Origin of the sequence: Streptomyces acidicola (genome assembly GCF_009377235.1) — a bacterium.
Lineage (GTDB): Bacteria > Actinomycetota > Actinomycetes > Streptomycetales > Streptomycetaceae > Streptomyces > Streptomyces acidicola.
Genome location: NZ_VMNX01000469.1, coordinates 1 through 2,594 on the forward strand (window position 1 = coordinate 1; position 2,594 = coordinate 2,594).

General features: G+C 75.1%; 1 protein-coding gene. It reads right to left on the bottom strand.

Annotated features, from left to right (window positions below; all coding sequences use genetic code 11):
- Positions 1-211 precede the first annotated feature (211 nt).
- A partial coding sequence (locus FPZ41_RS46055; RefSeq protein WP_152870816.1) for an SUKH-4 family immunity protein occupies positions 212-2,594 on the bottom strand: 2,383 nt, incomplete at its 5' end.

The following is a 2,594-nucleotide window of genomic DNA, read 5'->3' on the forward strand; positions in this document are numbered from 1 at the left end:
GTCGCCGACCAGCTCAACCGCCGCCCACGCAAAACGCTCGGCTGGGAAACCCCAGCCGAGCGCCTGCATAAACTGCTCGCTGCCTGATCAACACGACCACGTGTTGCAACGATCCCTAGAAACCGCCGAAAGTGCCCGGCCCTTTCGTGTGGGGTGACTCGACGTCAGCGCCGCGCCGCCCTCCCCGTTTTCGGGGTCACCGCCCTCACCGTCAGAGCAGTCCGTCCCACATCTGCTCCAGCAGCACCGACCACCAGCTCTCCGGCGAACCCAGCGCCGCCTGGTCGAGGGCGGCCAGCTGAGCCTGGAAGTCGACGGTCCAGCGGCCCGCCTGCTCCTGGTTCAGGCCGTAGCGCAAACGCCACATGCGGCCCAGCAGCGCCAGACAGCGCTGGAACTCGGGCAGCCCCGTGTTCACGAACTGCGGCGGCACCGGAGCACCACCCGGCCCGGCCTCCACCGGCACCGCGACGATGTTCGCCGTGCCGTACTGCACACACAGCGCCTTGCCGAAGTCGCTGCCCATGACGAGGTACGAGCCCGCGTCCGACGCGGGCTGCACGCCCCGCTCCTGCGCCAGCTCGGCAAGCGTCGGCACCGGCCGCGCCGGCTGGGCCTGCGCCCAGAAGAACGGGCCCATGTCGACCGGCAGTCCGCCCACCACCAGCGAGTGCGCCACGATCGGCGGCACACCCTGCCGGGACACCGCCTGCTGGTCGAACCGGAAGAGACCCGGCCCGAACGCTGCCGCCAGCTCCTGCGCGACACCCTCCGGCGGGATCGGCGGCGCGGGCTGCACCGGCGGCAGCGGCGCCCGCACCGGCGCGGGCCGCGCGGGACCATCGGCCACCTGGTGCAACTCCCCCTGATGCGAGAGGAGTTGCGCCATGCCCTGCTGACGCGAGGCGTGGTCGGCGCCGTACGGGGCGATCGACGTGATCCGCGCGTTCGGCCACTGCTCACGGATCATCCGCGCACAGTACGCACCCGGCAGCTCGCACGACTCCAGCTCCGTGTGCAGCTCCAGCACCTGGTCCGGCGGGATGTTCATCCCGCGCAGCTCGTGGAAGATCTGCCACTCCGGGTGCGGCATGCCCGGCGCCGACCGCCGGATCACCTGCTGCTCGGAGCCGTCCGGGGCGCGGTAACGCAGCACAGCCTGGTAACCGGGGCCCACAGTCGGCTGACCCGAGGGCTGCTGCGGATAGCCGTACGCGGGAGGCTGCTGCCCCGGGACAGGGGCCGGCGGCGGTCCGGGCACCGGCTGCTGACCGGGGATCGGCCGGGGCGCGCCCGGAGGCATGCCGGGCGGAGCCGGAGGCGGGGGAACAGCAGGGGCGCCGGGCGCACCGGGAGCTCCGGGCGCACCCGGAGGGCCGACCGGTGGGGCTGCCAGCACGGTCTCGGCGTGGTGTACGGCGCCGGGGGTGCCCGGAGTTCCGGGGGCTCCGGGAGCACCCGGGGCACTCGCCGCGCCCGGCGCGGCAGGCGGCTGATGTGGTGTGCCGGGGCCGCCGACGGGGGGACCGGACAGCATCGTGGCCGCGTGATGAACACCACCCCCGGGCGTACCACCAGGCGGAGTCGACACACCTGGAGCACCCGGAGGAGACGGAGGTGCCGGCACCCCCGGAGCACCAGGCGCACCAGGCGGCGCCGGAACACCAGGCGCGCCAGGCCGGCCCGGAGCCCCGGGCGGACCCGGCGGCAAGGGCGCCCCCGGACCGCCGATAGAGGGAGCGGACAGCACCGTGGCCGCGTGATGAACGCCACCCCCAGGCGTACCACCAGGCGGAGTCGACACACCCGGAGGCTGCGAACCACCGGGCACACCCGGAGGAGCCGGCACACCCGGAACCCCCGGAGGTGCCGGAACACCCGGAGCACCAGGCGCACCAGGCGGCGCCGGAAGCTGCGTCGGCGCGTACCCAGCCGCCGGGGCACCCAGGGCACCCGGAGGCGCCGGAGCCTGACCCGTCACGGAATCGGCGGCCGCACCCGCGCCAGGCGGAGGCGTACCGGGAGCCTGCGGGTAGCCGTACCCGGGCGCACCCGGAGGCGGCGTACCAGGGGCCTGCGGATAGCCGTACGACGGCGTGCCCGGAGGCGGCGTGCCCTGCGGACCGCCGGGCTCGTTCGGTGCCGGAGAGACCGCCGTCGGCGGCAACTGGCTGCCCCCGGAGATCAGCGCGGTCTGGGCGTCCGGCGCCGCACCGGGCGGCGGAACGTCGGCGCCGTCCAGGCCGGTCAGCGGTGGCGCGAACACAGTCTGGGGCAGCGGTACCGAACGGTCCTCCTCCGCACCGGCGTTGGTGTCCGTCCCGGCCCACGGAGTCGCCCCCGGCGCCACACCCGGCACCCGGTCCTGCGGCGGCGCGTCCTGCACATCGTCGACGGCACCGGCGGCCGGCCACGGCGTGTCATCGGCCGCACCGGAGGGCCCGGCGAGAGTCTCGGGCAGCCCACCGTCCTGGCCAGGCACCGCATCCGAGACGGTACCCGTGTCCGAGCCGGCCGCGGCAGCGGCGGAGGGAGCAGCAGCCGGACGATCTCCAACCCCACCCGCCCCGGCTCCGGCTCCGGCCGCCCCCGCG